The organism is Streptomyces sp. ICC1 (assembly GCF_003287935.1).
Lineage (GTDB): Bacteria > Actinomycetota > Actinomycetes > Streptomycetales > Streptomycetaceae > Streptomyces > Streptomyces tritrimontium.
Genome location: NZ_CP030287.1, coordinates 6,314,609 through 6,339,671, shown reverse-complemented (window position 1 = coordinate 6,339,671; position 25,063 = coordinate 6,314,609). Strand labels below are relative to the sequence as shown.

The 25,063-nt window shown below is 74.1% G+C and carries 22 protein-coding genes; 11 read left to right on the top strand and 11 right to left on the bottom strand.

The features are described from left to right. Nucleotides 1-13 precede the first annotated feature (13 nt). The 4 genes from rbfA to DRB96_RS29780 all read left to right on the top strand — a co-directional run bounded on the left by rbfA (nucleotide 14) and on the right by DRB96_RS29780 (nucleotide 6,186). A complete protein-coding gene (rbfA, locus tag DRB96_RS29795) occupies nucleotides 14-478 on the top strand; it encodes a 30S ribosome-binding factor RbfA (RefSeq protein ID WP_112451250.1) in 465 nt (154 codons plus the stop codon). Beyond that, nucleotides 475-1,383, top strand: a complete 909-nt coding sequence (gene truB / locus DRB96_RS29790) for a tRNA pseudouridine(55) synthase TruB (RefSeq protein ID WP_112451249.1) — start codon at nucleotides 475-477, stop codon at nucleotides 1,381-1,383. The genes rbfA and truB overlap by 4 nt, the downstream gene beginning before the upstream one ends. A gap of 254 nt (nucleotides 1,384-1,637) precedes the next feature. Beyond that, nucleotides 1,638-5,159 (top strand): serine protease, encoded by a 3,522-nt coding sequence (locus DRB96_RS29785; protein WP_239516385.1) that lies wholly within the window; start codon nucleotides 1,638-1,640, stop codon nucleotides 5,157-5,159. Nucleotides 5,160-5,217: 58 nt separating this feature from the next. Next, nucleotides 5,218-6,186, top strand: coding sequence for a bifunctional riboflavin kinase/FAD synthetase (locus DRB96_RS29780; protein WP_112453838.1), 969 nt, complete (start codon nucleotides 5,218-5,220; stop codon nucleotides 6,184-6,186). Between the two features lie 82 nt (nucleotides 6,187-6,268). Here DRB96_RS29780 and DRB96_RS29775 read toward each other — a convergent pair whose 3' ends face one another. Further along, on the bottom strand, nucleotides 6,269-7,579 hold the full coding sequence (locus DRB96_RS29775; protein WP_239517777.1) for a MinD/ParA family protein: 1,311 nt from the start codon (nucleotides 7,577-7,579) through the stop codon (nucleotides 6,269-6,271). On the opposite strand from DRB96_RS29775, the gene DRB96_RS29770 reads away from it, so the two are divergent. Beyond that, nucleotides 7,527-9,959, top strand: a complete 2,433-nt coding sequence (locus tag DRB96_RS29770; RefSeq protein ID WP_112451248.1) for a DUF3488 and transglutaminase-like domain-containing protein — start codon at nucleotides 7,527-7,529, stop codon at nucleotides 9,957-9,959. The two genes, DRB96_RS29775 and DRB96_RS29770, sit on opposite strands and share 53 nt — an antisense overlap. 471 nt (nucleotides 9,960-10,430) lie before the next feature. On the opposite strand, the gene DRB96_RS29765 is transcribed toward DRB96_RS29770, so the two are convergent. From DRB96_RS29765 to DRB96_RS29755, 3 genes are read right to left on the bottom strand one after another with little or no spacing between them, the layout of a single operon-like run. Next, a complete protein-coding gene (locus DRB96_RS29765; RefSeq protein ID WP_239515989.1) occupies nucleotides 10,431-11,063 on the bottom strand; it encodes a TetR/AcrR family transcriptional regulator in 633 nt (210 codons plus the stop codon). 36 nt (nucleotides 11,064-11,099) lie between these two features. Next, a complete protein-coding gene (locus DRB96_RS29760) occupies nucleotides 11,100-13,184 on the bottom strand; it encodes a YhgE/Pip domain-containing protein (RefSeq protein ID WP_112451246.1) in 2,085 nt (694 codons plus the stop codon). Beyond that, entirely contained in the window at nucleotides 13,156-13,962 is an 807-nt protein-coding gene (locus DRB96_RS29755) for an ATP-binding cassette domain-containing protein (RefSeq protein WP_112451245.1), read from the bottom strand. Before DRB96_RS29755 ends, DRB96_RS29760 begins: the two co-directional genes overlap by 29 nt. A gap of 239 nt (nucleotides 13,963-14,201) precedes the next feature. Between DRB96_RS29755 and DRB96_RS29750 the strand changes: the two genes are divergently transcribed. The 5 genes from DRB96_RS29750 to DRB96_RS29730 all read left to right on the top strand — a co-directional run bounded on the left by DRB96_RS29750 (nucleotide 14,202) and on the right by DRB96_RS29730 (nucleotide 18,459). Next, a complete protein-coding gene (locus DRB96_RS29750) occupies nucleotides 14,202-14,699 on the top strand; it encodes an SAV_6107 family HEPN domain-containing protein (protein WP_112451244.1) in 498 nt (165 codons plus the stop codon). Nucleotides 14,700-14,797: 98 nt separating this feature from the next. Next, nucleotides 14,798-15,556: a methyltransferase gene (locus DRB96_RS29745; protein ID WP_112451243.1), complete on the top strand. Its 759-nt coding sequence runs from the start codon at nucleotides 14,798-14,800 to the stop codon at nucleotides 15,554-15,556. 316 nt (nucleotides 15,557-15,872) lie between these two features. Continuing rightward, nucleotides 15,873-16,274: a DUF3040 domain-containing protein gene (locus DRB96_RS29740; protein ID WP_112451242.1), complete on the top strand. Its 402-nt coding sequence runs from the start codon at nucleotides 15,873-15,875 to the stop codon at nucleotides 16,272-16,274. 141 nt (nucleotides 16,275-16,415) lie between these two features. Then, nucleotides 16,416-17,030: a DUF4126 domain-containing protein gene (locus tag DRB96_RS29735; protein ID WP_112451241.1), complete on the top strand. Its 615-nt coding sequence runs from the start codon at nucleotides 16,416-16,418 to the stop codon at nucleotides 17,028-17,030. 10 nt (nucleotides 17,031-17,040) lie between these two features. Continuing rightward, nucleotides 17,041-18,459 (top strand): NAD(P)/FAD-dependent oxidoreductase, encoded by a 1,419-nt coding sequence (locus tag DRB96_RS29730; RefSeq protein WP_112451240.1) that lies wholly within the window; start codon nucleotides 17,041-17,043, stop codon nucleotides 18,457-18,459. Nucleotides 18,460-18,497: 38 nt separating this feature from the next. Here DRB96_RS29730 and DRB96_RS29725 read toward each other — a convergent pair whose 3' ends face one another. From DRB96_RS29725 to DRB96_RS29700, 6 genes are all read right to left on the bottom strand, one after another. After that, the gene (locus DRB96_RS29725) at nucleotides 18,498-19,415 is read right to left on the bottom strand and encodes a hypothetical protein (RefSeq protein WP_343234707.1); all 918 of its coding nucleotides are present in this window, start codon (nucleotides 19,413-19,415) and stop codon (nucleotides 18,498-18,500) included. 55 nt (nucleotides 19,416-19,470) lie between these two features. Then, a complete protein-coding gene (gene metF, locus DRB96_RS29720) occupies nucleotides 19,471-20,385 on the bottom strand; it encodes a methylenetetrahydrofolate reductase [NAD(P)H] (RefSeq protein WP_112451238.1) in 915 nt (304 codons plus the stop codon). A gap of 122 nt (nucleotides 20,386-20,507) precedes the next feature. Beyond that, nucleotides 20,508-21,158 (bottom strand): thiamine phosphate synthase, encoded by a 651-nt coding sequence (gene thiE, locus DRB96_RS29715; protein WP_112451237.1) that lies wholly within the window; start codon nucleotides 21,156-21,158, stop codon nucleotides 20,508-20,510. A 113-nt stretch (nucleotides 21,159-21,271) separates the two neighbouring features. Beyond that, nucleotides 21,272-21,637, bottom strand: coding sequence for an Rv2175c family DNA-binding protein (locus DRB96_RS29710; RefSeq protein ID WP_112453836.1), 366 nt, complete (start codon nucleotides 21,635-21,637; stop codon nucleotides 21,272-21,274). 208 nt (nucleotides 21,638-21,845) lie between these two features. Beyond that, complete coding sequence (locus DRB96_RS29705; protein WP_112451236.1) at nucleotides 21,846-22,649, bottom strand: hypothetical protein; 804 nt, start codon at nucleotides 22,647-22,649, stop codon at nucleotides 21,846-21,848. Between the two features lie 4 nt (nucleotides 22,650-22,653). Next, the gene (locus DRB96_RS29700) at nucleotides 22,654-23,319 is read right to left on the bottom strand and encodes a papain-like cysteine protease family protein (RefSeq protein ID WP_112451235.1); all 666 of its coding nucleotides are present in this window, start codon (nucleotides 23,317-23,319) and stop codon (nucleotides 22,654-22,656) included. 239 nt (nucleotides 23,320-23,558) lie between these two features. On the opposite strand from DRB96_RS29700, the gene DRB96_RS29695 reads away from it, so the two are divergent. Beyond that, nucleotides 23,559-24,512, top strand: a complete 954-nt coding sequence (locus tag DRB96_RS29695) for a hypothetical protein (protein ID WP_112451234.1) — start codon at nucleotides 23,559-23,561, stop codon at nucleotides 24,510-24,512. Nucleotides 24,513-24,611: 99 nt separating this feature from the next. On the opposite strand, the gene DRB96_RS29690 is transcribed toward DRB96_RS29695, so the two are convergent. Continuing rightward, complete coding sequence (locus tag DRB96_RS29690; protein ID WP_112451233.1) at nucleotides 24,612-25,046, bottom strand: Rieske (2Fe-2S) protein; 435 nt, start codon at nucleotides 25,044-25,046, stop codon at nucleotides 24,612-24,614. Nucleotides 25,047-25,063: the final 17 nt, after the last annotated feature.

Below are 25,063 nucleotides of genomic sequence, written 5' to 3'. Positions count from 1 at the left end.
AGGAGACGGACCAGTGGCCGACAATGCGCGGGCGAAGAAGCTGGCGGACCTCATCCGGGAGGTGGTGGCCGAGAAGCTGCAGCGCGGTGTCAAGGACCCCCGCCTCGGTACGCACGTGACCATCACGGACACCAGGGTCACCGGCGACCTGCGGGAGGCCACGGTCTTCTACACGGTGTACGGCGACGACGAGGCACGGGTCAGTGCGGCAGCGGGCCTGGAGAGCGCCAAGGGCGTACTGCGCTCCGCGGTCGGCCGGGCGGCGCAGACCAAGTTCACGCCGACCCTGACGTTCGTGGCGGACGCCCTCCCGGAGACCGCCAAGAGCATCGAGGACCTCCTCGAGAAGGCGCGCACCTCCGACGCCCAGGTGCGCGAGGTGTCCTCCGGCGCCCAGTACGCCGGCGACGCCGACCCGTACAAGAAGCCGGACGACGAGGACGCCGACGACTCAGACGAGGGCGCAACCGCGGAATGAGCACCAACGCAGGGAAGACTCCGGACGGCCTGGTCATCGTCGACAAGCCGTCCGGCTTCACTTCGCACGACGTGGTCGCCAAGATGCGCGGGATCGCCAAGACCCGCCGCGTCGGCCACGCCGGCACGCTCGACCCGATGGCGACGGGCGTGCTGGTCCTGGGCGTCGAGAAGGCCACCAAGCTCCTCGGCCACCTCGCGCTCACGGAGAAGGAGTACCTCGGCACCATCCGGCTGGGCCAGAACACCCTGACGGACGACGCCGAGGGCGAGATCACCTCGTCGACCGACGCCGCCGGCGTCACCCGCGAGGCCGTGGACGAGGGCGTCGCCAAGCTGACCGGCGCGATCATGCAGGTCCCGTCCAAGGTCAGCGCCATCAAGATCAAGGGCGTGCGCTCCTACAAGCGCGCCCGCGACGGCGAGGAGTTCGAGATCCCGGCCCGACCGGTGACCGTCTCCTCGTTCCAGGTGTACGACATGCGCGAGGCGCAGGCCGAGGACGGCACCAAGGTCGTCGACCTCATCGTCTCCGTCGTCTGCTCCAGCGGTACGTACATCCGCGCGATCGCCCGCGACCTGGGCGCCGACCTCGGCGTCGGCGGCCACCTCACGGCACTGCGCCGCACCCGGGTGGGCCCCTACAAGATCGACCGGGCGCGCACCCTCGACCAGCTCCAGGAGGAGCTGACCGTCATGCCGATCGGTGACGCGGCCGCCGCCGCGTTCCCGCGCTGGGACCTGGACGCCCGGCGGGCGTCCCTGCTGGCGAACGGCGTGCGCATCGACATGCCGGAGGAGTACGAATCCGGCAGGGCGATCGCCGTCTACGGGCCGGACGGGCAGCTGCTCGGTCTCGTGGAGAGCAAGGGCGGCAAGGCGAAGTCGCTGGCGGTCTTCGTCTGAACCGGCTCCGGCCGGCCCGGCCGGACCGCATTTTGACGTGGAGCGGTGAGCGCACATGGACTGCCGCTCACCGCTCCACGACCCCCCTCGGGTAGGTCTCTATCCACCCGGACTTCGATATTCACCCGTCCGAGCAGGCGCTCGGAGTGAATGGAGGGAGCGTAAGGGGGCGCTTTCGCCTCGCGTGCTTTTCCCGCTGATCTTCATCTGCCTACCGTCGTGCATACGGGGCGCGCGCGGCGGGGAGTGGTGCGGTGACGGCGGAACTGGTCAGGATCTGCGATCTCACCGGGCGGCCGCGGGGCAGCGGCTTCGTCGCCGACGACCGCGGGACGGTGGTGACCGGCCACGAGACCGTGGACGGCATGGCCCGCATGGTCCTGCACGGCCCGGCCCCGGGGGAGCGGACCTGCCCGGCGGGCAGCTCGGACGTGACGGCCCTGCCGGAGCTCGGACTCGCGCTCGTCCGCAGTGACGGGCTCGGCGTGCGGCCCCTGCCGATCGCTCCGCGGGAGGACATCACTCCCGGGACGTACGTACGGCTGGCCGCGCGGGGCTGGCGGCAGGCGCGGGTGCTCGGCGGGGCCGAGGTCACCCACCAGGCGTCGGACCGCTCCCACGTACTGCCGGCCGCGCTGGAACTGGCGATCGGGACCGACGGACGCGACGCGCTGACCCTGGGCGGGGAGATCCGCGGGGGACCGGTGCTGGACGCCCGCACCGGAGCGGTGCTCGCGGTACTGGGCACCGACCTGCGCGCCTCCGGCCGGCGCCGCGGCGGCTTCGCCGTGCCGCTCGCGGCGGCCGCCGCCGCCGATCCCGGCGGGCCCCTCGCCGCACTGCTGCGCGCCAACGCTTCCACCGTGCCCGGCCACGGCACCGACCTGAACCTCGCCGGAGCCCTCCAGCTCACCGGGACCACCCTCGGCGCGGCCTTCGCCGCGCTGGGACCGGAACTGGTGGACCGCCCCGCGATCGCGGCCGAGCTGGACGCCTTCACCGCCGGGGACCGCCCCGTCCTCGCCCTCGTGGGCCTTCCCGGCACCGGCCGCACCACGGCCCTCGCGGCCCTGGCCGTACGCCGCGCCCACGGCCCGGACCCCGCCCCGACCCTCTGGCTCCGGGGCGCCGACCTGCGGGCCGGGGACACCTCGCTGGCCGACGCCGCGACGCGCGCGCTGGCCGGCGCCTCGCGGATCCTGGCCGTGCCGGGCCCCGCGACGACGGCCTCGGCCGCGGCCTCGCTGGTGGCCTCGGCCGGGCGGCCCCTGCTCGTGGTCCTGGACGCGCCCGAGGAGATGCCGCCCGGGCTCGCGCACGTGCTGGGCCCGTGGACCGCGGCCACCGCCGCCTGGCTGCGGGCCACCGGGACCCGGCTGGTGCTCGCCGCCCGGCCCGAGCACTGGGAGCCGGCCGGGGCGCTCTACCCGCCGGAGCTCCTGCACACCCCGGCCCGGCCGGCCCGGCGGCTGCCGCCCGCACTCCCGGTCGGCGACTTCACCCCGGAGGAGGCGGAGCCGGCCCGGACCCGCCTGGGGATCCCGGCCGGCGCGGTCGGGGAGGCCGACGCCCGCCACCCGCTCACGCTGCGGCTCCTCGCGCAGGTCCGCGCGGCCGGGGTCACCGCCGGGCGGCCGTCCCGTGACGAGGTCTTCGCCGCATACCTGGACCTGCTGTGCCTGCGGGTGGCCGTCCGCGTCTGCGCGGTACTGCCGCAGCCCCGCGGACCGGCCGGCCGCGTGGGCGCGGGCGTCGACGGGGACCCCGCCGGGGGTGTGGGCGCGGGCGTCGACGGGGACCCCGCCGGTGGTGTGGACACGGCCGCGGACACCGGCGGCGACGGGGCCGGGGCCGGGCCGGCGGACCAGGACGGGGTGCACGGACCTGGGGCGGCGAGGCTGGCCGCGCGCGTCGCCGGGCGGGCCCACGAGGCCGCGCGGCGGTGCCTCGGGCCGGGACAGGGCCGGCTCGACCGGGCCTCCTTCGAGGAACTGTTCCCCTGGCGCACCGGCTGGGCCTCCGCCGCGCTCGCCGAGGGGCTGCTGGTGCCCGCGGGCGACGGCTACCGCTTCGAACACGAGGAACTCTCCGACTGGCTCCAAGCCGTGCACCTGGACCTCCCCGCCGCCCTCGAAGGCCTGGGCCGCGGCGTCCCCCGCCACCGCGTCGGGCCGGTGCTCGAGGCCCTGCTGCGCCTCCCGCCCGGCGAGAGCTCCGCGGCGCAGACACGGCTCCTCGCGGTGCTCGGCGAAGCCGCCGAACCGGAGGCCCTCTGGTGGGCCGCCCGGCTCCTGCGCGAGACCCTGCTGCGCGCCCCCGACGCCACCCCCCACCTGCCCGTCCTGCACGCACTGGCCGCACACGTGGCGCGCACCGACCGCGAGCCTTCGGCGGGCGAGGCCTCGCATCCGGCCTCGCATCCGGCCGCGCATCCGGGCCCGGACGAGTTCGGCGGATGGTTCTGGAACCGGCTGCGGCTGGCCGAGGCGGACCGCTTCGACCTGCTGCGGCTGCTCGTGCCCCACGACCACCGCTACCTCGAGGCCGCCGCCCGGCGGCTCGCCCGGGCCCCCCGCCTCGTGCAGCCGCTGCTCTGCGCCTGGTTCCCGGACGAGCGGCGGCTGCTCGGACGGCCCGGGGCCACCGTCGCCACCGCCGCGCAGGCCCTGCTCCACACCCACCGGCGGCTCGCCGTCGACGACCTCGCCGAGGCGCTCGTCACCGCCGCGCACCCCCGCGCCGACGAACTGCTCGCCGTACTCGCCGAGGACGAGCCCTCCGCGCTCAGCCGGGCCGTGGACCGCTGGGCCCACGACCCGCGGCCCGGCCGGCGGGTCGCCGCGGCCGCCTACGGGCCGGCCACCGCCCCGCACGTGCGGACCCCCGCCGACCGCGAGCTGCTGCGCTACGCCGCGCAGGCCCTGCTCGCCCGCCCCGACGACGCCCCCCTGCACGGCAGCGCGCTGGGCATCCTGCTCCGAGACCCCCAGGTCCGCGCCCGCTACCTGCCCGACGCGCTCGCCTGCTTCCGCGACCCCGGGCGCACCACGCGGCTGCCCGCCTCCGCACTGGTCGCGGCGCTGCCCGTGCTGCCCGACCCCGACGCGGTGTTCGCCGCCCTGCGGGACCGGGCCGACGGGGAAGTGGTGCGCGCACTGGCCGCGCTGACCACGCCGGGGCTGGCGCGGCGCGCCGCGGAGCTCGTACGGGAGCACCTGGCGGGCCACCCGCAGGACGCCGCGCACGCCGCCGGGTTCGTGGACCGCAGGCTCGAACAGGGGCTGGCCGCCGCGCCCGTGCTCCGCCCGCTCGTGCTGGACCTGCTGCGCTCCGGCCCGCCGCGGGTACGGGCCGCGCTGGCCGCCGTACTGGCCGCGCCGGGCACGGAGGCCTCGCACACGCTCCGGGGCGAACTGGCCGACGTACTGCTGCGCGAGGAGCCCGATCCCGAGGTGCTCGACGCCTTCCTGCGCGCGCTCGCGGCGGGGGCCGCCGCGCGCCCGGAGGAACGTACGCGGCAGTTGCTGCGCCGCACCGGCCGGCAACTGCTGCGGGTGCCGGGCGGACCGGAGGTGTTCGAGCGGCGCACGGTCGAGCTGGCGCGGGCCGAACCGGCCTTCGGAGCGCTCGTCGCCCACTGGCTGGCGCGGGCACCGGAAGAGGCGGCGGCGCTGCTGGGGCCGAGCGCGCGCCGGACGGTGGAGACGCTCGGTCACGGCGTCTCCCGCCGGGCCGACGCCGATGATGGGCACCGGCCACCGGCATGGCAGTCTTAGACCTGCAATCGGCAACCAGTACAGGGCCTACACGGTTCGGGCGAGGAGAGCGGTCACAGTGCAGCGCTGGCGTGGCTTGGAGGACATCCCCCAGGACTGGGGACGCAGCGTCGTCACCATCGGCTCCTACGACGGCGTCCACCGGGGTCATCAGCTGATCATCGGGCGGGCCGTCGCCAAGGCGCGCGAGCTGGGCGTACCCTCCGTCGTCGTCACCTTCAGTCCGCACCCGAGCGAGGTCGTCCGCCCCGGCAGCCACCCGCCCATCCTGGCCCCGTACGACCGGCGCGCCGAACTGATGGCCGGACTGGGCGTGGACGCGATGCTGATCCTGCCCTTCACGGCGGAGTTCTCGCAGCTTTCCCCGGCCGAATTCATCGTCAAGGTGCTCGCCGACAAGCTGCACGCGTGCGCGGTCATCGAGGGGCCGAACTTCCGCTTCGGTCACAGGGCCGCCGGCAACGTGGACTTTCTGCGCGAGCTCGGTGCCACCTACGACTACGAGGTCGAGGTCGTCGACCTGGTGGAGCGCGGCGAGGCGGGCGGCGGCGTGCCGTTCTCCTCGACGCTCGCGCGGGCGCTGGTGGGGCAGGGCGACATGGAGGGCGCGGCCGAGATCCTGGGCCGGCCGCACCGGGTCGAGGGCGTCGTGGTGCGCGGTGCGCAGCGCGGGCGGGAGCTCGGCTACCCGACGGCGAACGTCGAGACGCAGCCGCACACCGCGATCCCGGCGGACGGGGTGTACGCGGGCTGGCTGACGGCGGACGGCGAGCGGATGCCGGCGGCGATCTCGGTGGGAACGAACCTGCAGTTCGACGCCACCGAGCGGACCGTGGAGGCGTACGCGATCGACCGCGTCGGACTGGACCTGTACGGCATGCACGTGACCGTCGACTTCCTCGCCTACGTGCGGGGGATGGCCAAGTTCGAGTCGCTGGACGGGCTGCTGGAGGCGATCGCGGACGATGTGAAGCGCTCGCGCGTGCTGATCGATGCGTACGACGCGGAGCCGCGCGGAGCACTCTGAGCGCGCGGTACGGGGTACGGGCGAGGGCCCGTACCGGTCTGGAATCCAGGCCGGTACGGGCCCTCGTGCGTTCGGGGCCGCGTCAGCCCAGGCGCGGGTCGCGCGGCGGCTGGCCCGGCTGCTGGGGGTGGGGCTGAGGCTGGGGCTGCTGCGGCTGCCAGGGCTGGCCGGGCGTCGGGTAGGGCTGCGGGGGCTGGCCGTACGGCTGCGGGGCCTGAGGCGCCTGGTGCGCCTGGGGGTACGGCTGGCCGGGCTGGGGGTGCTGCTGCTGCGGCTGCTGGCCCCAGTGGTTCGGTGCCGCCTGCTGCTGCGCGCGCAGGAAGTCCTCGGCGACCAGGGCGGAGAGGTTGAAGTAGGCCTCGCGCGTCTTGGGCTTCATCTGGTCGAGGTCGACCTCGGCGCCGGCCGCGAGGTGGTCGTCGAACGGCACCACGACGACCCCGCGGCAGCGGGTCTCGAAGTGCCGCACGATGTCCTCGACCTTGATCATCTTGGCGGTCTCGCGGACCCCGGAGATCACGGTGAGGGAGCGCGAGACGAGATCGGCGTACCCGTTGGCCGTCAGCCAGTCGAGCGTGGTGCTCGCGCTGCTCGCACCGTCCACGGACGGCGTGGAGATGATGATCAGCTGGTCGGCCAGGTCCAGGACCCCGCGCATCGCGGAGTAGAGGAGGCCCGTGCCCGAGTCGGTGAGGATGATCGGGTACTGGCGGCCGAGCGTCTCTATGACGCGGCGGTAGTCCTCGTCGTTGAAGGTCGTCGAGACCGCCGGGTCCACGTCGTTCGCGATGATCTCCAGGCCGGAGGGGGCCTGGGAGGTGAACCGCCGGATGTCCATGTACGAGTTGAGGTACGGGATCGCCTGGACCAGGTCCCGGATGGTGGCCCCGGTCTCGCGGCGCACGCGGCGGCCGAGGGTGCCGGCGTCGGGGTTCGCGTCGATGGCCAGGATCTTGTCCTGGCGCTCGGTCGCGAGGGTGGCGCCGAGGGCGGTGGTGGTCGTGGTCTTGCCGACGCCGCCCTTGAGGCTGATCACGGCGATGCGGTAGCAGGACATGACCGGGGTGCGGATCAGCTCCAGCTTGCGCTGGCGTTCCGCTTCGGCCGCCTTGCCGCCGAAGCGGAAGAGGCTGCCGCCGGAAGCGCTGTTGCCGCTCTTGGGCTTCTGCTTGCCGCGCAGCAGGCGGTCGGACGACAGCTCGACGGCGGCGGTGTAGCCGAGCGGGGCGCCGGCGCCCGGCTGGGGGCCCTGGGGCCACTGGCCGGCGGCGCGGGGATCGTTGTACGGGGCCTGCGGGGCCTGCGGGACCTGAGGAGGCTGGGGCTGGGCGGGGCTGGGGATGAGCGGGCGGGCGAGACTGACGGTCTTCGCGGCTCTGGCGACGCTGTTCACCGCCTGGTCGCTGAATCCGCTGGTGGAGGCGGGCAGCTGGCTGCCGCAGTCGGCGGCGCTGCTGGCGCTGCAGAGCGGCGTGGGCGCCGGGGCGCGGCGGGTGCCGCTGGCCCGGTCGCTGACCGTGGCGGCGCAGCTGCTCGTATCGCTGCTGGCGCTCATGCTGCTGTTCGGCGGGAAGGCGCGGACCTCGTCCGGCGACGGGCTGCTGTCCTACCTGGTGACGGACTTCGGAGCCCTGTTCGAGCAGGGCTTCCGGGACGTGAACGAGTTCGCGATCCCGGCGCCGCTGACGGACGGGATCCGGCTGCTGCTGGTGTGCGGGGTGCTGCTGATCGGGCTGCTCGTGGACCTGCTGGCGGTGACGCTGCGGATGGCCGCGGCGGCCGGGCTGCCGCTGCTCGCCCTGTACTCGGTGGCGGCGGGCCTGTCGGGCGCGGCCTCGGCCTCCGGGGGCGCCTCCTGGTTCACGTTCCTGCTGGCGGGCTGCGGCTACCTGCTGCTGTTGCTGGCCGAGGGCCGCGACCGGCTCGCGCAGTGGGGCCGGGTCTTCGGCGCGGCTGCGCCGTCGTCACGCGGCAAGGTCGCGGCGGGTTACTCGAGCGGCGGGCAGGCGCTCGCGCCCGTGCGCACCGGGCGCCGGATCGGCGCGCTCGCGCTGGGTCTGGCGCTGGCGGTGCCGGCGGTGCTGCCCGCGCTGGGCGGGGGCGTGCTGGGCACGGGCGGTACGGGCGAGGGCGAGGGGACGGGGGTCGGTCCCTCGATCCAGGCGGTCAATCCGCTGGTCTCGCTGCAGTCCAGCCTGAACGCCCAGGACAACCGGGTGGTGCTGAAGTACCGCACGAACAGCCCGCAGCTGAGCGAGCAGTACCTGCGGATCCTTGCGCTCGACGAGTTCAACGGCGTCAAGTGGGAGGCCTCGGGGCGGGCCCTGACGGACGTTCCGAAGCGGATGCCGAACCCGCCGGGGGTGAGCGGCCCGGTGCTGGCGGACGCGACCGAGGTGGTCACCAGCGTCTCCTCGGCGCAGACGTACGCGCAGCGCTACCTGCCGATGCCGTACCCGGCGACGCAGGTGGACATCGGCGGCAAGTGGCGGTTCGAGCCGGTCGGGCGGACGCTCGTCGGGGACCAGCTGGGCAAGGACAACTTCCAAAACGCCCAGGGCGCGCAGTACACCGTGCGGAGCCTGCTGCTGAAGCCGACTTCGGACCAGCTGCGCAAGGCGCCCGCACCGAACCCGGCGATCAAGGCCGAGTACACGAAGCTGCCGGACAACCTGCCGGAGATCGTCGTCAAGACGGCCCGCGAGGTCACGCGGGGCGCGCCGGACGACTACACGGCGGCGGTCAAGCTCCAGGACTACTTCGCGGTCTCCGGCGGCTTCCGCTACGACACGAAGGTGTCCTCGGGCACGGGTTCGCAGGCCATCGCGCGGTTCCTCGCCGACAAGGAGGGCTTCTGCGTCCACTTCGCCTTCTCGATGGCCTCGATGGCGCGCTCGGTCGGCATCCCGGCGCGGGTCGCGGTCGGGTTCACGCCCGGCGAGAAGCAGTCGGACGGCAGCATCAACGTCTCCATGCGGGACGCGCACGCCTGGCCGGAGCTGTACTTCGAGGGCGTGGGCTGGACCCGCTTCGAGCCGACGCCCCGCTCGGGCATCACGGTGCCGGACTACAGCCGGCCCGAGGCCCCGCAGAACGAGCCGTCGGCGCCGGCGCCGGCGCCGTCCGCGAGTGCGGCGCAGCCCTCGGCCGGGCCGTCGAAGGAGGAGGACTGCCCGCCGGACCAGAAGAAGCTGGGCGAGTGCGGTCCGGCCGCGCCGGGCCAGAACGCGGGCGCGGGCGGCGACGGCCCGTCCGCGGGCACCGTCCTGGGCTGGACCGCCGCCGGTCTGCTCGTCCTGGCGCTACCGCTGCTCCCGTTCGTGTGGCGGGGGCGGCTGCGGGCGCGGCGGCTCGGCGCGGGCGACGTCCTGGCCGCCTGGCACGAGCTCGGGGACGCGGCCTGGGACGTGGGGATCCCGCCGGACGAGGCGCTGTCCCCGCGGGGTGCGGCGGACCGGCTGGTGGAGCTGGGCCGGCTGGAGCCGGAGGCGGCCGCTGCCGTACGCCGCCTCGCGGGCGCGGTGGAGCACGCGCTGTACGCCCCGCCGGGCGCGGAGCCCTCGTACGGGGCCGCGGGGCCGGACGTGCTGCTGGCGCGGGCGGGCCTGCTCGCCGGCGTCTCCCGCACGACCCGGCTGCGGGCGCTGTTCCTCCCCCGCTCGGGAGCCCGTGTGCGCTGGGCCGCCTCGGCCCGCTGGACGTCCTTGACGGGGCGGGCCGCATCCTGGGCGACCCGGACCAGGGCCCGCCTTCCCCTGCGGGACCGAGGCTGACGGCGGGGCTGGATTTTCAGCCCCGCCGGCGATGGAGGCGCGGGGGTCCGGGGGCCGGCCCCCGGCAACGGCGCCGCACACGGTAACGACGGCATGGCAGGCCGGGCCTCGTACCCCGAACGAAGAAGCGGCCAGCGCCGGGGCTCGATCCCCCCGAGCCCCGGCGCCCGCCGTGTTCCCACCCCACCGGTCAGAGAGACCCGGTCCGCACCTGCCGCCCCGTGCCGGCGGTGCGAACCGGGTCCCTGTCCGTCGCCCCCAGTCTGTCGTCCCGCAGGTCGGGGCCCATCCGCGCGCGTACTCATTTCCGCGCCTAGGTACGGATACTCAGCCGGCCCACCGGTTCGCCGCACCGGTTCGCCGCACCGGTTCGCCCCACCGGTTCGCCCCACCGGTTCGCCCCACCCTTTCGCACCACCCTTTCTACGCGGCCGCCGCGTCCCGGCGGCACCGCCGATCGGGTCTCACCCGTCAGCGGTTCCCGCTCACCCGCCCCCGCAGCAGCAGCGACAGCGCCGAGTGCACGTCGTCCAGCGACCGCTCGCTCTGGAACGACTGCCAGTCCAGCGCCGCGACCAGCACCATGCCCACCAGGGCGGCGGCGGTCAGCGGGACGTCGATCTCCGCGCTCAGCTCGCCCCGCTCCACGCCTTCGCGCAGCACCGTCTCCACGACGGCGACCGCCTCGCGCCGGACGACCATCAGGGTGGACTGCCAGGTGCGGTTGGTCCGCCACAGCTCGGCGACGTAGAGCTGGGTGAAGGCGGGGTACCGGTCGATGAACACCAGTCCGGCCCGGATCATCGCGTCGAGCGCCTCGACCCGGGTCCCGCCCCGCTCCTCGGTGGATTCCGCCGCGGTCCGCAGGGACTCGGTGAGCAGCCCGACCCCGTGCCGCAGCAGCTCCTCGAAGAGGTCGTTCTTGCTGGCGAAGTTGTAGTAGACGGTGCCCTTCGCCACGCCCGCCCGTTCGGCGATCTCGTCGACCGTGGTCGCCGAGAACCCCTGCTCCGCGATGAGGGTGACGGCTGCTTCGTAGAGCTTCTGCCGTGTGGCCTGGCGGCGGCCGCCGCCCGCGGCCGTACCGGTGTTGCTGCTTTCCATGGCGCTGATTCTCACAGGTCGGCCGCTCTTCACCGGCTACAGGCTCAGTTCCGGATGCAGCCGGTCCATCGTCCACACCTGCTTGCCGCGGGCGGCGAGCGCGGTGAGGGCGAGGGCGCCGACCGTGAAGGCCGTCAGGACGGCGCAGCCCTGCCAGACCGGGGCGAGGTCGCCGCCGGTGATGAGCCGGCGCAGGCTCTCGACCACGTACGACATCGGCAGGTAGGGGTGGATGGCGTTGAAGAACTCCGGGCTGGTCTGGACGGGGTAGGTGCCGCCGGCCGAGGTCAGCTGGAGCATCAGGACGGCCAGCACCAGGATCCGCCCGGCGGCGCCGAACTTGGCGTTGAGCCACTGGACGATCGCGGCGAAGCAGCCGGTGACCAGCATCAGGAAGGCCACGGTGAGCGCCGGGCGGGCCATCTCCAGGCCGAGCCCCCAGTGGAGTACGGACATCAGCGCGGCCACCTGCGCGGCGCCGAGCCCGGCCACGGGCAGCCAGCCGGCGAGGGCGATCCGCCAGGGGGAGGCGCCCGCGGCGAGCGCCCGCCGGTTCAGCGGGGCGATCAGCATGTAGGCGACCATCGCGCCGACCCACAGGGAGAGCGGGATGAAGTACGGGGCGAAGCCGGTGCCGTAGTTGGGTGCCTTGTGCAGGGACTGGTTGGCGAGGCGGACCGGGTCGGCCATCACCTCGGTGCGGGTGTCGCGCTGCTGCTGGTCGTAGTCGGGGATCCGGCCGGCGCCGTCGTGCAGGCCGCCGGCGAGCTCGCCGTTGCCGTCCACGAGCTTGACCAGGCCGCCGTCGAGGCTGTGGGCGCCGTCGCCGAGCTTGCCGACGCCCTCACCGAGGGCGCCGGAGCCGTCCGTGGCGGTGCCGATGCCGGTGTGCAGCTTGGCCATGCCGGTGGCGACCTTGTGGGCGCCGTCGTTGAGGGCGTTGACCTGGGTGACGGCCGCTTCGAGGTCGGCGGAGAGGGCAGGGGCCTTGGCGGCGACCTTGCGGGCCTCGCGCTCGAGGTCGGCGAGCTGCTTGCGGAGCGTGCCGAGGTCGCCGCCGGTGTCCTTGACGAGCGTGTTGACGTCGCCCGCGAGCTCGGCTGCCTCGGCGGCGTCGTCCTTGAGCTTCTTGAGCTGAGGGCAGGTGGCGGGCACCGGCGTGGCGCCGGGGGTGCAGGTCTTCGCGTAGACGTCGGCGGCTCCGGTGGAGACGCGCTGGGTGACGGTGGCGGCGGCGGGGGCCGCCTTGGCGAAGGTGTCGAGGTGGTTGCCGACGACCTTGGCGGTGTCGGCGACGAGTTCGGCGCTGTCCGCGAGCTGCTTGGGGTCCTTGAGGAAGGGGCGGGCCGTGTCGGCGACGCCGCCCACCTTGTCGGCGAGCCGCTGGGTGCCCGACGCGATGTCCTTCGTACCGGTCTCGAGCTGTCCGGCGGCGCCGTTCAGCTTCTTCAGGCCGCCGGTGATCTCGCCGTTCTTCTCCTTCGCCGTGTCCAGGCCGTCGGCGAGGTCCTTGGCGCCCTGCTGTGCCTTGCCGGCGCCGTCGGTGAGCTTGTCGGCGCCGTCGGCCGCCTCGGCGGTCTTGTCGTGGAGGTCGGAGAAGTTGACGAAGATCTTGTCGAGGAACCCGCGGGAGGCGTTGGTGGACGCCGCCGAGCGGACCTCGGAGAACACGGTGCGCGAGATCGAGCCGACGATGTAGTTGTTCGCGTCGTTCGTGCGGACCTGGAGGGCTCCGGTGGCGGGGTCCTCGCCGCCGCTGGAGGCGATCTTCGTGCTGAAGTCGGCGGGCATGGTGAGGGAGAGGTAGTAGGTGCCGTTCTCCAGCCCCTTCGCCGCTTCCTCGGCGCTCACCTCGCGCCAGTCGAAGGTCTTGCTGTCGTGCAGTTTGCGGGTGATCTCGTCGCCCGCCTCCACCCGCTTGCCGTCGACGGTCGCGCCCTGGTCGGAGTTGACGAGGGCGACGGGCACCTTGTCGAGGCGGCTGTAGGGGTCCCAGAAGGACCACAGGTACAGCGCCCCGTAGAGCAGCGGCAGGAGCAGCAGCGCGACGAGGGCGGCCCGGGGCAGCTTCCCCCGCCCGAACCGCTTCAGCTCAAGCGCGGCCAGCTTCGGCGAGCGCATCGTCGTCCCCCTTCGTGTGGTCGTTCTTCTCTTCGTCGTGGGGCCGGGGCACGGTGACGGGCTCCGCCGCCGGATCGGCGGTGGCCGGGACGGTCCGCAGGACCGTCGCGTCGGCGGGTGCCTCGCCGCACACGGCGAGGACGGTGGTCCCGCGGGCGGCGAGGGAACGGAGCAGGTCCCAGGCCTCGGCGCGCTCGGCGCCCGAGAGCTTGAGGTCGAGGTCGTCCACGGCCAGCAGGCGCGGCGAGCCGAGCAGCGCGAGGGCCACCGACAGCCGTACGGACTCCAGCCGTTCCAGGTCGCGCACGGAGGTGCGCGGGCCCTTGGGCAGGGTCGCGACGTCCAGTCCGGCGGCGGCCAGGGCGCCCTCGATCCGGGCCGCGGCGGAGGCGCGGCGCTCGCCGCGCGGGCGGAGCAGGGCGCGGACGGGGCCCTCGTAGCGGCGCTGGAGGAGCGCGCCCTCGCGCAGCTGCTCGGCGACGGTGAGGGCCTGGTCGAGGTCGTTGACCCCGGGCACCGGGCCGAGGGCGGCGACGCGGCGGACCGCGGCCATCCTCTTCGGCAGCCGGTGGCGGCCGATCTCGGCGTGGCCCTCGGTGGCCTTCATCCGGCCGGTGAGGGCGAGGAGCAGACAGGTGCGGCCGCTTCCGGAGGGGCCTTGGACCGCGATGAGCGAGCCGGGCGCCGCGTCGATCCCGATGCCCCGGAACACCCAGCCGCGCGGGCCCTTGAGTCCGAAGTCCTCGGCTTTGACGGCCGCGCCGTGCGGGCTGTCCACACCGTCCTCCTTCTTTTGAACTGACCAGTCAGTTCAAAAACTAGCATCTTCGGTGACATCCGGTGTGCGGTGGGGGGCAGTTGCCCGCCCGACCCCCGGATACGGGGGCGAAAGCCCAGGTCAGAGCGATTGTCAGTGGCTGCCGTCACGATGGGGACACGTACAGAGGCAAGACGGCACAGACCGCACGGAGCCACACCAGGCAGCGCAAAAGCGCACGCAACGACAGGAGGTTCGTCATGGCCACACCGTCCCCGTCCCCTGTCCACCCCGTCCCGCGGAAGTCGGCGGCACCCCCCGCCGCTCTCGATCTGCTCGTCAAGGCCCACGAGGGCCTGGCCGAAGCCGCCCGGCTGACCCGGTCCAACGAGCGGTACGCCACCGCCCATCTCGCCGCGCTGCGCGCCGCCGCGGCCGTGCTCGCCGCGCGCGGGCGGCCCGAGCCGGTGAACCCGCGGCGCAGGCCCCGGATCCGCAGCGCGTGGGAGGTGCTCCCGGAGATAGCGCCCGAACTGACCGAGTGGAGCGCCCTCTTCGCCTCCGGCGCGGCCCGCCGCGCGCGGGCCGAGGCGGGGATAGCGGGCGCGGCCACCGGCCGGGACGCGGATGATCTGGTGCGTGCGGTGGAGATGTTCCTGCGCCTGGTGGAGCGGATGCTCTCGCTCCGGCCGGTCTCGCCCGCGGGCCCCCCGCAGGGCCTGCCGCTGCCGCGCACGGAGCGTCCTGACGCGGGATGACCTGCCCGGCAGCCGGAGGCCATAGGGTGGGCACGGACCGCTCACCCTCCCCCGGCTGCCGCCGGGAGGTGCCCCCCTACGCCGAGGAGCCATCAGCCGTGTCGGACACTTCCCGCCCCCGCGCCTCCCTCCGCACCGCCGTGGTGTGGGAGGTCCTCAAGGAGGCGCTCGACCGCCGGGTGAAGGCGACCGGGCGGGACGTGCTGGACGTGCTGGACACGGGCGGCGGCACCGGCAAGTTCGCCGTGCCGGTGGCCCGCCTCGGCCACCGGGTCACCGTGGTCGACCCCAGCCCGAACGCACTGTTCGGGCTGGAGCGCCGGGTCGCCGAAGCCGGCGTGGCCGACCTGGTCCGCGGTGTGCAGGGCGACGCCCAGGGCCTGCTCGATGTCGTCGATCCGGGCGCGTACGACGTGGTGGTCTGCCACGGCGTACTGGAGTACGTGGACGATCCGGCCGAAGGCGTGGCCAACGCGGTGGCGGCCCTGCGCCCCGGCGGCATCCTCAGCCTCCTGGGCGCCGGGCTCGGCGGGGCCGTCCTGGCCCGCGCGCTCGCCGGGCACTTCACCGAGGCCCGTACGGCCCTCACCGACCCGGCCGGCCGGTGGGGAGCGGGCGACCCGGTGCCGCGCCGCTTCACCGCCGAGCAGCTCTCCGCACTCGTGGGCGACGCCGGTCTGACGGTCGGCGCGGTCCACGGCGTCCGGATCTTCGCGGACCTGGTCCCGGGCGTTCTGGTGGACACCGAGCCCGGCGCCGTCGAGGCCCTGCTGCGCCTCGAAGAGGCCGCCGCCGAGCTGCCCGCCTTCCACGCGGTGGCCACCCAGCTGCACGTCCTGGGTGAGAAGCCCGCCTGATCTGCGAACCTTCCGTGAACGCGGTGCGCCACTCACCCTACGAATCGGCGCCGTGACCCGTATGATCGGGGTCAGCGACCGGCATGCCGAGCGGACCTCCGGGGAATAACGCCCTCAAGGACCGCTCGCAGGGCGGTACGGCTTCGCGCAACACAGGCTTCAAGAGGGCACTGCGCTTTCCTCAGGCAGTACTTTTTAAGGGCAGTGTTTTTAGAACGTGGCGTAGAGGGCGGGTATCACGGGGGCGATTCCCCGCCTATCCTGAAGGGGACCCCTGGTCGCTACCCCCCGCGACCGACGGATGAGGAGGACTCCCGTGCCGCTCTCGGAGCACGAGCAGCGAATGCTCGAGCAGATGGAGCGAGCGCTGTACGCCGAAGATCCCAAATTCGCTACAGCGCTTGAGGGAAGCGGACTGCGCACGTACACCCGGCGACGGGTCTACCAGGCAGTCGCAGGCATCGTGGTGGGTATCGCGCTCCTCATGACCGGTGTGATCGTGCCGAACGTGCTCTGGATCAGCGTGGTGGGGTTCCTCGTCATGCTGGGCTGTACGGTTCTCGTGGTCACCGGTTGGCGCAAGGCACCCAGGCCTGGTGAGCAGCCCGCCTCCGGTAGTGCAGGCGGTTCGGCCCAAGGCCAGAACCGGCAGCGTCGGTCGATGATGACCCGGATCGAGGAACGGTGGCAGCGCCGCCGTGACGAACAGGGGCAGTAGGCCCCGGTGAACAGACTCGGGTGAGGGGACGGCCGCCGGAAGGCGGCCGTCCCCTCACCGCTGTCCGCGCCGCCCCGCACCGCGCCCCGGCCCTCCTCCTGCTTCCGGCCGCCGGGCGCCCCCGTGCGGCATGATGACCGGGTGAGTGTCCTCCCCCTGGTCTTCACCAGCGGCTGGGCCAGCGGGGTCAACGCCTACGCGGTGGTCCTCCTGCTCGGCATCTTCGGCGCGACCGGCCTGACCGACGAGGTCCCCGCCTCCCTGCAGCGCACCGACGTGCTGATCGTCGCGGCGGTGCTCTTCCTCTGTGAGGCGGTGGCCGACAAGATCCCGTACGTGGACTCCGTCTGGGACGCGGTCCACACCGTGATCCGCCCGGTGGCCGGAGCGGTGGTCGGCGCCCTGCTGGCCGGGCAGAGCGGCTCGCTCTCCGACATCACCGCCGGCGCGGTCGGCGGCACCACCGCGCTGGCCAGCCATTTCGTCAAAGCCGGCACCCGCATGGCGATCAACACCTCGCCCGAGCCGTTCAGCAACGTCGTCATGAGCACCGCCGAGGACCTCGGCGTGGGCGGGATCATCACCTTCGCGATGTTCAATCCGCAGGCCGCCGCGATCATCTGCGCCGTCCTGCTGGTCACCGGACTCGCCCTGCTGATCTACCTCTGGGCCCGGATCCGCCGCTTCCTGCGCCGCCGGGCCCAGCGCCGCGAGGAGAAGCGACTCGCTTCCGAAGTGGCCCGCGTCGCTCGATAGGCTCACCCGCATGGCAGGAATTGCGGTGATCGGCGCCGGGATGGGCGCGATGGCTACGGCGGCCCGGCTGGCCGTGGCGGGGCATCAGGTGACGGTGTACGAGCGCGGGGCGACCTACGGCGGCGCCGTCGGACGCCACGAGCGCGACGGCTTCGTCTTCGACACCGGCCCCGGGCTGCTGCACCTGCCCGCCGTCTACCGGGATCTGTTCGTCAAGACCGGCAAGCGGCCGCTGGAGGAGTGCGCCGAGCTGGTCCAGGTCGACCCGGCCGTCCGGCACGTGCTCCCGGACGGCCGTACCGTCACCCTTCCGGGCGCCTCGCACGGCGGCGCCGCGGCCGTCCTCGACGAGGCCTTCGGCCCGGGCGCGGGCGAGCGCTGGAGCGCGGTCCTGGGCCGGGCCCGGGACGCCTGGGACGCCACCCGCCGCCCGCTGCTGGAGGAGCCGCTGCTCCCCGACCCGCGGGCACTGGGCCGCGACCCCTATCCCGCGCTCCGCGGCAGCGGGCTGCTGCGCCGCCGGCCTCCCACCCTGGCCGAGGTCGCCGCGCGCGAGCTCGGCGGTGACGGCCTCGGCGGACTGCTCGCCGAGCGGGTGCGCGCGTACGGGATCGACCCGCGGACCGCGCCCGCCTCCGCGGCGGTGCTGCCCTACATGGAGCAGACCTTCGGCAGCTGGTACGTGCGCGGCGGGATGCGGGAGCTGGCCACCGCCGTGTACGAGCGGTGCCTGGAGCGCAAGGTCGGCTTCGTCTTCGGCGCCGAGGTCCGGGAGGTGCTCGTACGCGAGGACCGCGCGGCCGGGCTGCTGCTCGCCGACGGCGGCGCGGTGGAAGCCGACCGCGTGGTCTGCGCGGTCGACCCGGGGCCGCTGCGGATCCCCCTCGGCCCGGGCGCCGCGCCCGGCCGTCCGGCCGGATCCGCCCGCTGGTACACCCTGTTCGCCGGGCTGCGCGGGGCCCGCGAGGACGGGGCCGCGCACCGGACGATGCCGGCCGGTCCGCAGCCCGACCGGACGGTGACCGTGCTGCGCCCCGACGACCCCGCCACCCGGCCCGACGCGGACCACGAGGCGGTCACCGTGCACGCCGTGGTGACCGGCGGGGGGCCCGCCCCGTCCGCCGAGGAGCTGCTGGACGCGGCCGCCCGCGCCGTCCCCGGGCTGCGGGAGCGGCTGCTGTGGCACGAGCTGCGCACCCCGGCCGACATCGAGGCGGCCACCGGGGCCGCGGCGGGCGCCGTACCCGCCCCTTCCCTGGCCGGGGCCGGGGGCCGGCTGCTCCACCCCGCGAACACCACCGCCGTGCCGGGGCTCTACCTCGCCGGCGGCTGGGCGCACCCCGGCGGCGGGCTGGCGCACGCGGGCATGACGGGGGCCCTGGTGGCCGGACTGATCGTGGAGGGCGCGGAGTTCCGCGGCTCCCGCTAATGCTGTGACGGGGGCCCCGGCAGGGGCCCTTGCGGGGTCTAGTAGCGGTACTGCTCGTACTCGCCGGTGCCCTGGTACGGGTACTGCTGCTGCTCGTCCTGCGGGTAGGGCTGGCCGGCCCCGTCGGTGGAGCGCTGCTGCGGGACCCAGACCCCGCCGGGCGGGGTGTCCATGGAGTACTGCTGATCCTGCTGCTGGGAGGCCGCGTACGGGTCCGGGGCGTAGCCGCCGTACGGGGTCTGGTCGCCGTACGGCGGCTGGGGGGCGACGGCCCCGCCGGTGCCGATGTACGGGTCCGAGTAGGCGGCGTAGACCTGCTGCTCGCCGGGGGCCGGATAGCCGGTGGTGTAGTCGTAGCCGCCCTGGCCCTGCGGGTCGTAGTAGGCCGCGTACTGGTGGGCGTCCTGCTCGGCCGTGGTGAACGGCGAGGCGAAGGCGGCGGTGCTCTGGACGCTCTGGATCCCGTACGAGCCGGTCTCCTCGGGCACCGGCTGCGTGGCGTAGAACTCCTGGGCCCCGGCGCCTTCGGAACCGGCGCCGGACGCGGCGGCGGACTCGGCGAACTCCGCGTACCGCTCGGGGTCGCCGTCCCCGTCGGCCGCCGTCTCGGGGCCGTACTCCAGCGCGGTCACCTGGAGCGCGGGCTCCTTGCGCGGTCCGCCCGCGGCCCGCCGGCGCCGGTTCTGCGGCGCGGCGGCCGCGGGCTTGTCCCGGCGCAGTGCCCAGCCGGCGACGAAGCCCTTGCGGAAGGAGAGGGTCACCAGGGTCTGGCCGATCGCGAACGCGACCGCGCCGGCGCCGATGACGAGCACGGACGGCAGGACGACGCCGGCCACGACGCAGACGAAGCCGGCGAAGGCGAGCAGGCGCCAGCGCAGTCGGGCCTTGTACTGCATCAGGACCTCGGCAAGCAGCCACAGCGCGACGAAACCGAACGCGATGTAGAGGACCGTCATTCCCACGCGGGGCCCCTCTCGGTGCGGCCGACCACCCAGGAACGGGGTCGGCCGATCAGGCCCGCTGGTGCAGGCCCAGGTTCTCGTAGATCTCGAGAGTCGCCGTGGAGTTGTTCAGCGTGATGAAGTGCAGCCCCGGGACACCCTCGGACAGCAGCCGCGCGCAGAACTCCGTGGCGAACTCGATGCCAATGGAGCGTACAGCGGCCGGATCGTCCTTGACGGCGAGCATGCGCTCTTTCACGGCTGCGGGGAAGACCGCGGTACTGAGTTGCGGAAGCCGGTCGAGCTGCTTGATGCCCACAACAGGCATGACCTCGGGGATGATCGGGGTCTCGCAGCCCGCCTTCTCGACGCTGTCGCGCAGCCGCAGATAATTCTCCGGGTGGAAGAACATCTGGGTGATCGCGTAGTCGGCGCCCGCGCGGCACTTGTCCACGAAGTGCCGGATGTCCGTGTCCCAGTCCGTGGAGCGGGGGTGCATCTCGGGAAAGGCCGCGACGCCGACGCAGAAGTCGCCGGACTCCTTGACCAGCCGGACCAGGTCGGCCGCGTAGTGCACCCCTTCCGGGTGCGCCACCCACTCGCCCATGGGGTTGCCCGGCGGGTCTCCGCGCACGACGAGCATGTTCCGGATGCCCGCGTCGGCGAACTGCCCGATGACGTTGCGCAGCTCGGCGATCGAGTGGTCGACGGCGGTGAGGTGCGCGACCGGGGTCAGGGTGGTGTCCGCGGCGATCTGCTCGGTGGCCCGGACGGTGCCGCCGCGGGTGGACCCGCCGGCCCCGTAGGTGACGGAGACGAAGCTCGGGGCCACCGCCTCGACCCGGCGCAGCGCGTTCCAGAGGTTGCGCTCGCCCTTCTCCGTCTTGGGGGCCCAGAACTCGAAGGAGTACGAGCGCCCGGACGCGAGGAGGTCTCGGACCGTGTGCGCACGATCCGACCAGCTGGAAGCGGTACCAAGGGCCATACCGGCAGGTTAGACGCGGTCATGTGGACGCCGAAGCGGTGTCCACGCTTTGGACACGAAAATGAGACGGCCGCTCGGTGAAGTGGCCGGAGTGACGTCTTGAGGGGGACCTGGAGGGGGACCTAGGCGAGCCGGGCGCGGACCCGCTTGGCCAGGTCGGCGGCGGCGCCGCCGGGGTCGGAGGCCTCGGTCAGGGCGCGTACGACCACGACGCGGGAGGCTCCGGCGTCGAGCACCTCGTCCAGGTTCGCCGCGTCGATCCCGCCGATGGCGAACCACGGCCGGGCCTGCGCGAGCGAGGCCGCGTGGCGCACGAGGCCGAGTCCGGGGGCGTGGCGGCCGGGCTTCGTGGGGGTGGGCCAGCAGGGGCCGGTGCAGAAGTAGTCGACGCCGGGCTCGGCGGCGGCCGCGTCGACCTCGGCCTCGGAGTGGCAGGAGCGGCCGATGAGGACCTCGCCGCCGAGGATGGCGCGGGCGGCGGGCACGGGGATGTCGCCCTGCCCGAGGTGCAGCACGTCGGAGCCGATGGCGTGCGCGACGTCGGCGCGGTCGTTGACGGCGAGCAGCCTGCCGTGGCGGCGGGCCGCGTCGGCGAAGACCTGGAGGTGCTCCAGCTCCTCGCCCGCCTCCATGCCCTTGTCGCGGAGCTGGACGATGTCGACGCCGCCGGCGAGCACGGCGTCGAGGAACTGGGGGAGGTCGCCCTGCCGCTTGCGGGCGTCCGTGCACAGGTAGAGCCGGGCATCGGACAACTGGGCGGCGATGGCGGACATGGGTACCCCCGGGTGGTGTGTCGTACGAACGCGGTGCGCGGACCCGGTGGGGGCCCGCGCACCGCGCGTGGCGTCGTGCCGCGTGTACGGCTGCTGGTTGCTGCGGAATCAGGTCAGATGGCGAGCGCCTGAGCGCGACGCTTCACCTCCGTGCCGCGATTCTCGCTCAGCGCCTGCACCGGGGTGCCGGGCAGGGTGTCGTCGACGGTGAACAGCCACTCCAGGATCTCCGTGTCGGTGAACCGGTCGTCGCGGAGCACGGTCAGCAGGCCGACCAGGCCCTTGACGATCTTGTCCCCGTCGATGAAGGCGGCGGGTACCTGGAGGGAGCGGTTCTCGCCGCGGCGCACCGCGAGCAGCTGACCTTCCTTGACCAGCTGGCGAACCTTGGTCACTTCGATGTCGAGCATCTCCGCGATGTCGGGGAGGTACAGCCAGGCGGGAACAAGGGCATCGATCTTTGCGTCAATCTCGGTCACGGGCACAAGCCTGCCATCTCGGACTCGCTGCCGGTACCCGGGCGGCCCCGTCCGGGGGTCCGCCGGGGGTCCGCCCGGGTCCGCCGGGGGGCCGGCGCCCCTTTCCCCGCCCGCTCCCCGGCGGGGTGGTCAGTGGGAGGGGTCAGATGTGTGGAGGCGCCGGCCGCAGGCCCCGGCCGCCTGGCAGCGGCCGGGGCCCCTCGGGTGGCTACGCCCGCACCACCCGCTGCCGCCGGGAGCGGCGGACGGCCAGCAGGCCGCCCGCGCCCAGCGCCATCGCCAGAGCCACGGCTCCGGCCCCGGCCCCGGCCGGCAGTGGTCCTCGCGTCCCGCCGGACCCGGCCGCGGCTTCCGTGGGGGCGAAGCCGCCGGCCTTCCCGGACTTGGCGTAGGCGGACCCGGGGAGCTTGTCCCCGTACGCCTTGACGACCCGGGCCCGGTAGGCGGCCAGGCTCGTGCCCCCGGCGCCGACCGCGGCCACCGCGTCCTCGTCCAGCGGCAGCACGCGCTCGCCGCCGGCCACGTACCAGGCGTCGATCTGGGGTTCCCGGAACACGGTCCCGCCGGGCAGTTTCGCCGCGCCGAGCCCGGCATAGCGGAACTCGTCGTCGCCGGTGGCGATGTTCACCACCTGCCAGCCCGCCTCGGTCTTCGCGGTCCACAGGGCGGCCTGCTGGCCGTCGGAGGAGACGGCCCTGCTGGCGAGGAACTCCAGCCGGGCCACGCCCGCGCCCGGCCTCCCGGCGACGAATTCCGGGGAGAGGTGGTGGACGGCCATGGCCTCGCCCTCGATGCGGGGCTGCGCGGCCGTCAGCGACACCTTGCCCTCACGGGCGAAGAAGCGGGACAGGGTGGCGAGCGTGTCGGGGGCCGCGGCCGCCCGTGCGGCGGCGGCCCGGTTCTCGGCCGTGGCGCTCTGGGGCTGCGGCACGGGGGTGGCGCCCGCCTGGGTGGGGGCCAGGGCGAGCAGGGCGGTCGAGACGACGACCGCGGCAGCGAGGCGAGGATTCATGAGGTCACGCCCCGATCCGGTAGAGCGAGTGGGTCCAGGAGAAGGTGCTGTTGTCCACGTACCAGGCGTGCGAGGCCCAGTTGTAGCGGTCGCTGGAAGGCCACGGGTCGCCCCAGTAGACCCAACTGTTCGCGGTGTCGTAGCCGTAGACGACGTGCATGTGGCCGCCGCCGTTGGACCACTGGATGCGGGTCTCCACCGGGCGGTTGGCGTTGATCTCGCTCTGCACGGTGGAGTACTGCAGCCAGCCGTTGACGTAGGAGCCGGAGTTGATGCCGGCCCAGCGCAGGGCGGTCTGCACGTTGGCGAGGTTGGCCTGGTTGTTGGGGCAGTCGTAGCCCTGCTGGCGGTTGAAGGCGGCGTTGCAGAACTGGTTCTGGGTGTAGGTGCGGCCGAACCAGGTGGCGATGGTGTTGCCGGCGGCGGCCCAGCACCAGTTGGTCTTCTGCTGTGCCTGCATGGTGATGTTGAGCCGCTTGTTCGCCAGGGCCGCGTTCTCGGCGGTCACGTCGGCGGCGGCCGCCCGGGTGGTGGCGGTCGCGGTGGTGGTGGTGGTGGCGGAGCCCGTACCGGTGGCGGCAACGACGGCGGTGGCGGTGCCGGTGGACAGGGCGAGGAGCAGGGCGGTGACGAAGGCGGCGAGGGAAAGCCGCCGGTTTCGGTTGCGCATCGCGTTCCTCCCGAGGTGGGGAGTGGGGGTGGAGGAGCGCGTCCGGACGCTGAGGAGGAGCATCAGGGTGTTGTCGGGAACAGGTCAACACGCTTCAATACGGCGTGACATCGCGGTGTGAACGGTGGGGCCGAAGTGTGAACGTCCGCTGTCGGTCGACCTGGACGCACCCCGGCCCCGGACATCGCCCGCGAGGCCGCCCGCACCTCGTCGCGTGAATGTTCACAGGAGGAACCGCCATGCGGTCGAGCGCGGACAGCACGTTCTCAGACAGCGCCCTCGACCTGCCGCGCCTGCTGCGCACCGGGCCCTTCCACCTCGCGCTCCGCGCCGCCCTCACCGCCCGCGGGCTGCCCCTGCACCGGGTGCAGCAACGGCTCGCCGCCCGCGGCATCAAGCTCGGGGTCACCAGCCTCAGTTACTGGCAGCAGGGCGCCCGGCGGCCGCGCCGCGCCGAGTCCCTCAAGGCCGTACGGGCCCTGGAGCAGATCCTCGAACTGCCCGGGGGGACCCTGCTGCGGCTGCTGGCCGCGCCGGACCCCGCCGCCCCCGAGACCACCCGGCCGCCGGCGCGTTCGTACCGGGCGCTGTTCAGCGTGGGCGCGGCCGTGGAGGCGATGCTGGCCGGCATGGAGCTGCCCGCCGACGGCGGCCTGCACACCGTCGGCCACCACGAGCGGGTGCGGATCGGGCCCGCCGGGGAGCTGCTGGGCCGCGAGTCGCAGCACGTCGTACGGGCCCACCGCGACGGGGTCGACCGCTACGTGGCCGTCCACCACGGCGACCCGGGCTGCGATCCGGCGCGGATCAGGGTGCGGGCCGACGAGAACTGCCGGACCGGGCGGATCAGACGCCATCCCGAAGGCGGGGTGGTCGTCGCCGAGCTGCTCTTCGACGCCCGGCTGCGCGCCGGGGACACCTACGTCTTCGGCTACGGCTTCGAGGACGGCACGGGCGGGCGCAGCGCCGAGTACGTGCGGGGCTTCAGCTACACGGGCGGGCAGTACGTGCTCCAGGTCCGCTTCGACGAGGCCGCGCTGCCGGTGCGCTGCCGGCGCTTCACCCGCAGCGGGCCGAACGCGCCGCGCGGGAGGCTCGCGGACCTGAACCCGAGCGGCCCGCACCGGGCCGTGCACCTGGTGGAACAGGGAGTCCACCGCGGAGTCCTGGGCATCGCCTGGGACTGGGAGTGAGCCTGAGCCCGCCGCCGGGCCCGCCCGGGCCCGCCCGGGTCAGCCCGGGTCAGCCCGGGTCAGCCCGGGTCAGCCCGGGTCAGCCCGGGTCAGCCCGGGTCAGCCCGCGATGAGCTTGCCGCCCTCGGACTTCACCGGGACCTCCGGCAGCGGGTCGGTCGCCGGGCCGCGCAGCACCTTGCCCGTGGCCGCGTCGAAGCGGCTGCCGTGGCAGGGGCAGTTCCCCTGACCCTCGACGATCTTGTCCAGCACGCAGCCCGCGTGGGTGCACTGGGCGCTGAAGGCCTTGTACTGTCCCGCTTCCGCGCAGCTGACCAGGATCTTCTTCTCCCGGAACAGCTTCGCGCCGCCGACCGGCACATCGGCCGCCGCGCCCAGCTCGACGGCCTCGGCCGGGACCGCGGGGGAACCGCCGCCGCTGTTGGACTCGGTGGAGCAGGCCGTGAGCGCCGCACCCGCACCGGCGGCCCCGACGATCGCTGCGGCGCCCTTGAGGACGGTACGGCGGGCGGCGGGCGACGAGGCGGCGGACATGCGGTGCTCCCGGGGGT